5 protein-coding genes and 1 pseudogene are annotated in these 6,202 nt (G+C 68.6%); 3 read left to right on the forward strand and 3 right to left on the reverse strand.

The annotated features are described in order from the left end of the window. Positions 1 to 152, forward strand: a pseudogene (locus ASD25_RS31290) (hypothetical protein); the annotation flags it as partial. Positions 153 to 218: 66 nt separating this feature from the next. Further along, positions 219 to 602 (forward strand): 50S ribosomal protein L7/L12, encoded by a 384-nt coding sequence (gene rplL / locus ASD25_RS16895; protein WP_055832297.1) that lies wholly within the window; start codon positions 219 to 221, stop codon positions 600 to 602. Positions 603 to 856: 254 nt separating this feature from the next. On the opposite strand, the gene ASD25_RS16900 is transcribed toward rplL, so the two are convergent. The 3 genes from ASD25_RS16900 to ASD25_RS16910 all read right to left on the reverse strand — a co-directional run bounded on the left by ASD25_RS16900 (position 857) and on the right by ASD25_RS16910 (position 5,625). Further along, positions 857 to 2,821: a M61 family metallopeptidase gene (locus ASD25_RS16900; protein ID WP_055832299.1), complete on the reverse strand. Its 1,965-nt coding sequence runs from the start codon at positions 2,819 to 2,821 to the stop codon at positions 857 to 859. Positions 2,822 to 3,006: 185 nt separating this feature from the next. Next, positions 3,007 to 4,959, reverse strand: a complete 1,953-nt coding sequence (locus ASD25_RS16905) for a M61 family metallopeptidase (RefSeq protein ID WP_055832301.1) — start codon at positions 4,957 to 4,959, stop codon at positions 3,007 to 3,009. Between the two features lie 153 nt (positions 4,960 to 5,112). Next, positions 5,113 to 5,625, reverse strand: coding sequence for an FKBP-type peptidyl-prolyl cis-trans isomerase (locus ASD25_RS16910; protein WP_055832303.1), 513 nt, complete (start codon positions 5,623 to 5,625; stop codon positions 5,113 to 5,115). Between the two features lie 423 nt (positions 5,626 to 6,048). Between ASD25_RS16910 and ASD25_RS33245 the strand changes: the two genes are divergently transcribed. Further along, positions 6,049 to 6,202 (forward strand): hypothetical protein (locus ASD25_RS33245; RefSeq protein ID WP_162252086.1); only part of this gene is annotated, 154 nt, incomplete at its 3' end.

Below are 6,202 nucleotides of genomic sequence, written 5' to 3' on the forward strand. Positions count from 1 at the left end.
CCCGTGTCGGCCAGGGCTGTGAGCAGGCGCGGGGCGCTTCGCTGCTCGGCCTGCTCAACGCCCCCGCGACCAAGATCGCCGGCGTCGTTCAAGCCCCGGCTTCCCAACTGGCCCGCGTGTTCAGCGCGTACGCCTCGAAGGACGCCGCGTAAGCGGAACCGCCTCTTTCATCTCTGCAAAACTCTCTCTGACAACAACTCCTCCGAAGGAAAACTCAAATGGCCGATCTCGCCAAAATCGTTGAAGACCTGTCGAARCTGACCGTTCTGGAAGCCGCCGAACTGTCCAAGCTGCTGGAAGAAAAGTGGGGCGTCAGCGCCGCTGCTCCGGTSGCCATGGCCATGCCCGCCGGTGGCGGCGCCGCCCCCGCCGAAGCTGCTGAAGAGCARACCGAGTTCACCGTYGTCCTGCTGGACGGCGGCGACAAGAAGATCAACGTGATCAAGGAAGTCCGYGGCGTGCGTTCGGACCTGGGTCTGAAGGAAGCCAAGGACCTGGTCGAAGGCGCTCCGCAGAACGTCGTCGAGAACGTCTCSAAGCARGCCGCCGACGAAGTCGCCAAGAAGCTGACGGAAGCCGGCGCCAAGGTGCAGGTCAAGTAAGCAGTCTTTTTGCCCTAACGCGCTTCGCGCTGCTTGAGGGCGATCTGATGAAATAGACGGGCCGGGGAGCGATCCCCGGCCCGTTTTTCTTTGCCCGTGAACGGCAATCGAGGGGGCTGCATGAACGGCAATTGGCCGGCTGCAGTTCGAGCCGAGACGGCGAAGGCGGCAAGGCGGCGCGGACCCCCTCCCTCACGGCGCGAAGGGGCGCCGCGCCACCTCCCCATCGGGGATGGGGAGGAGACTCGTCAGCTTCAGCGACGCCGGGGGGCGAAGATGTCCGTCAGGCGGTCGCGCGCGCCCTCGATGCGGACCAGGCGCGGGTAGCGCAGGCCGTCGTGGTAGTCGAAGGACAGGGTGCGGAACTCGTCGCCGCGCCTGACCACGAGGACGATGGGCTCGCTCCCGCCCCTGGCCGCCGTGACGGCGTCGCGCAGGACCTCGGCCGAGGCGACGCGGTCGCCGACGGCGATCAGGTCCCAGCCGGCGCCCAGCCCCTGTTCGAAGGCCGGCCCGCCCCAGCGCACGCCGGTGATGCGGTTGGCCGCGTTCAGGTTGAAGCCGAGGGAATACTGGAAGTCGGTGGCCCAGCCGGACTGGATGCGCTTCTCGACCGGGGTCAGGTCGTCGACGTACGTCAGCCGCCAGCCGGCGCGGGCGAGGCCGTCGAGCGGAGCGCGGGCGTCGGGGCCGACGGCGTCGAGCCGGGTGCGCAGGAAGGTCGCCCAGTCGTGCGGGTGGACCGCGTTCAGGGCCGCGACCACGTCGTCGAAGGTATAGGGTCTGGCCTCCCAGACGCCGTCGTCGACGCCGAAGAAGCCCTTGGCGAAGTCGTCGAGCGACTTGCGCTCTCTGGTGGCCTCGCGGATCAGGGTGTCGGCGTCGAGCCAGATCAGCAGGGCCTCGCGGTAGTAGTCGCCGGTGCCGCGCATCCACGACGGCCACGGGTTGGTGGTGCGGTAGCCGAGCAGGTTATGATTGGTGGTGTCCTGCAGCGGGCGCCACCGGCGGCCGGGCTGCTGGTCATAGAAGCCGGCGACCTCGGCGAGGTTGGCGATGGCCTCGTCCTTCGTGACCAGACCCGAGCGGGCGCCGAGGACGTCGCCCCAGTATTCGGTCTGGCCCTCATAGACCCACATCAGGCTGTTTTGCGTGGGGAGGTTGAGGTTCTGGACGTATTCATCTGACGGACGGCGGAATTTTCCGTTCCAGCTGTGGGTGAACTCGTGCGGCAGCAGGGTGCGCGCGCCATAGTCGGGGGCGGTGGAAGCGGTGAAGAAGGTGGGGCTGGCGGTGTTCTCGGACGAGCGGTGATGCTCGAGGCCGATGCCGCCCATCTTCGAGGTCAGGCCGAGCAGGAATTCGTAATGGTCGAAATGGCGGGCGCCGAACAGGCGGTCGGCCTGGTCGACCAGAGACTGATACTGTTCGATCCGTTCGGGAGAGGCCGCCAGCGATGCGGCGGTGTCGCCGACGAGGTGCAGGTTGACGGGCGAGCGTCCGCCCGGATCGAGGTCGATGCGGCGATAGTGCCGGCCGGCGAACATCGGACTGTCGGCCAGATGTTCGAGCGAGATGGGGGCGAAGGTGGCGATGTCGCCCTCACGGCCCGTGGTCGTCAGGGCCACGCCGTACTGCCAGCCCTCTGGCAGCTTCACTGACGGGGCGAAGGTGATGCGGTCGTGGTTGTAGCCCGCCGGATAGAGCAGGGCCTTCTCCCACTGGAGATTGACCATCTCGGGCGTCATGACCACGCGCCAGACGGCGTTGTCGGGCTGGGTCAGCCATTCGAAACCGACCTGGATTTCCGTGACGCCGGCCGGGATGTCGAGGTGGAAGGCGTGGGGGTCGACGGTGTCGCGCAGCCATTCGATCCGCTGGCCATTGCCCGTGACGGTGAGGCCGGAGACGAGCTGGATCGGGCCGGTGTCGGCGTGGTTGCCGGGGATGAATTTCGGATACTGCAGGACCAGATGCCCGGCCGAGACCGGCACGGTCTGACGCACCCGGATGACCTTGTGATCGAGGTCGGTCAGATCGGCCTGGATGCCGATGACGCCGGGATAGTCGCGGTCCTGCGGCGCCGGGATGGGCGGCAGGGCGCGCGGCAGGCTGGTCGGGACGGGCAGGGGCGTCTGGGCCTGCGAGGCCGGGACCTGCGCCAGGGCGGGCAGGGCGGCCGAGGTCAGGAGCAGGGCGAGAAGAGCAGGTTTCAGCATTGGGAGCCTCGTCACGGATGCCCTTCCCCCTTTACGGGGGAAGGTGGCCGGCGGAGCCGGTCGGATGGGGGTGCTGGTCGGGATGTCGTAATGGAGGCCGACCCGCTTGTTCAGGACGGGCGTTTGACCCCCCATCCGTCTCGCTTCGCGAGCCACCTTCCCCCGCAAGGGGGGAAGGGACGGCATTAGCGCCGCCTCGGAGACAGAATTTCCCCCAAGCGGTCAGGGGTCCCGGCGATCCGCTCGAGGTGCGGGTAGCGCAGGCCGCCGTGGTAGTCGAAGGCGATGGTGCGGAAGCGGTCACCCTTCTTCAGCATCATCTCGATCGGGGTCGTATTGCCTTTCGACGCCGTGATCGCCTCGGAGATGGCGTCGGCGCTGGCGGCGCGGCCGTTGACGGCGACGACCTCCCAGCCCGAGGTCAGGCCGGCGTCGAAGGCGGGCGAGCCCCAGCGGACGGCGGTGACGCGGTTGGCCGGGTTCAGGCTGAGACCCAGCGAGTAGGCGAAATCGACGCGGTCCAGTTCCTTGTTCAGGGCCTTCGAATAGTCGTTCGGCGTCTCGCGCCAGACGAGGCGGTAGCCGCCGCGCTCGATGCCGCCGTTCGGGGTCGGGGCGTTCGCGCCGACGGCGTCGAGGCGGGTGCGCAGGAAGGCGGCCCAGTCATTGGGCTGGACGCCGTTCAGGGTCGAGGTCACGTCGGCGAAGGTGTAGGGCGCGGGGTCCCAGCTGCCGTCCTGGACGCCGAAGAAGGCCCGGGCGAAGTCGTCCAGAGACTTTCGGCCGTTGGTCTGTTCGCGGATCAGGGTGTCGGCGTCGAGCCAGATCATGGCCCCTTCGCGATAGTAGTCCTCGCTGCGCTGGAAACTGCCCCAAGGCTGGGGCCGGCGCTGGGCGATGATCGGGTCGTTGGTGGTGTCCTGCATGGCGCGCCACGACCGGCCGGGGTTGTCGGCGGCGTAGGTGGCGGCCGTGTTGGCGAAGACGTCGAGGGCCTGCTGTTTCGTCATCAGGCCGGCGCGGGCGGTCAGGATCAGCCCCCAGTACTGGGTCTGGCCCTCATAGACCCACAGCAGGGAGTTCTGCAGCGGCTCGTTGAGGGTGGGGGTCAGCTGGTCGGCGGGCCGGCGCCATTTGCCGTTCCAGGAGTGGGTGTATTCGTGGCCCAGCAGGTCGCGGTCGGCGAGGGTCGAGGCGGCGTCGGTGAAATAGTCGGTGTCGACGCTGTTCTCGGACGAGCGGTGATGCTCGAGCCCGATGCCGCCGAGGTCATCGCTGACGGCCAGCAGGAAGTCGTAGTGGTTGAAGTGGCGCGCGCCGTAGAGGCGATCGGCCTGGTCGACCAGGTTGCGATGCAGCTCGATGTGTTCGTCGGTGGCGGCCAGCATGTCGGCGTCGTCAGCGACGATGTTCAGCCGCACCGGCGAACGGCCGCCGGGATCGAGGTCGATCTGGCGGTAATGGGCCCCGGCGAACACGGGGCTGTCGGCGAAATGCTCGAGGGTGACGGGGGCGAAGCTGGCCACGCCGTTCTGGAACGAGCGGGTGTCGAGCGCCGTGCCGTATTGCCAGCCGGCGGGCAGGCGCAGGGTCGGCTGGAAGGTGATCTGCCGGGAATAGTAGCCGGCCGGATAGAGCAGGGCCTTCTCCCACTGGATGTTCAGCATCTCGTCGGTGATGACGATGCGGCCCTGGGCGCCGTCGATCGGGGTCAGCCATTTGAATGAGACCTCGACCGAGGCGGCCCCGGCCGGGACCTCGACCTGGTAGGCGTTGGTGTCGACCGTGTTGCGGACCCAGCGGAGCGGCTGGCCATTGGCCGTGATGCGCAGGTCGCCGAGGTCGTCGACCGGGCCGACCGGACCGTGATTGCCGGGGATCCACTGCGGATAGAGCAGGATCAGCGGGCCGGGGCCGGCGACGGGAATGGTCTGTTTGACCGAGACGATGCGGCGGTCGATGTCGGTGGCGTCCATCTCGAGCGTGATGACGCCGGGGTAGGCGACGTCCCGCGGCGCGGGGACGGGGGTCAGGACGCGGTCGAGAGCCGGCGTTCCGACCTGGGCCAGTCCGGGCGCGGCCCCGAACAGCAGGACGGCGGCGCAGGCGGAGGCGAGCAGGCGGGCGGCAGGCTTCATCGGGGCAATCCGGGACCGAGGGGAGGCGCAGATCACGCCGGGCGGGGGCGGGGGTCAAGCGTGACCACGCCGCGCCTGATTAAAACGCGGTCATGTCAGGGGTTCCGTCGGCTCGCGATCCCGCTCATCCCGGCGGGATGAGCGGATCAAGAATCACGCCGCCGGCTTCACTTCCAGCAGTTCGACCGTGAACAGCAGGGTCGAGTTGGGCGGGAGGTCGCCGCCGCCGACCCAGCGCTCGCCGTAGCCGAGGGCGGCGGGGATGACGAATTCGAATTTTTCGCCCTCGCGCATCAGGGCGACGCCCTCGGTCCAGCCCTTGATGACGCGGTTGAGCGGGAATTCCGCGGGTTCGTTACGCGCGTAGGAGCTGTCGAACTCGCGGCCGTCGACGAAGGTCCCGCGATAGTGAACCTTGACCGTGTCGGCGCCCGAGGGCTGGCGGCCCTCGGGGTGCGCCCGGCCGACGCGGCGGTACTGCAGGCCCGATTCGGTGGTGGTCCAGCCGCGGCGGGCGCCGTTGACGACCAGATACCGGGCGTTTCCGGCGGCCCAGCCCTCGGGCGTGCCGACGCCCGGCGTCGCGGCGGCCGGCGGCGGCGGCGATGCGCCGGCGCAGGCGGCGAGGGAGAGGGCGACGGCGGCCGTGAGGATCAGGTGTTTCATGGCGGGGACGCTATTTTCCTCCCCGCTGCAAAGCAATGGGCGCCGGGGGAGGTCGTCCTGCCCCCGCCATCAAGTCGCCCCCTCCACCACCCCGGCTGAATCGCCGGGGCGGTCCCCCTCCCCATCGCTGCGCGACAGGGAGGAAAGATCAGTGGGGGCCTTTATTTCGTCAGAGAAGCGCGTATATGTGCCGGTCCCGCAMACATCCCCCCGTATGCGCGCGAAAGCGCCGAGGCCCGGTCCGTCGCCCTCCGACCGAGCGAAGGCGTGCTCCTCCCCAAGGGAGCTCTACATTTCAGACGTCCTGGCGCCGAGAGGCCCGAGGGTGGACGTCGAAACCGATGGTCACGGTTCGCCCGAGAGGCGGAGCCGTGGCTGCTGCATTGAACGCGGGCTGCCCGGCCCGCGCATTGGGAASAYAGAATGGCCAAGTCCAAAGCYGARSTCGCCGTCKYCAACGGTCAGTTCGCMCACGCCRYCACCTTCACCGGCAAGAAGCGCATCCGCCACTCGTTCGGCCGGATCCCCGAAGCGGTGCAGATGCCGAACCTGATCGAGGTTCAGCGCGCCTCCTACG

Source organism: Brevundimonas sp. Root1423 (assembly GCF_001426805.1).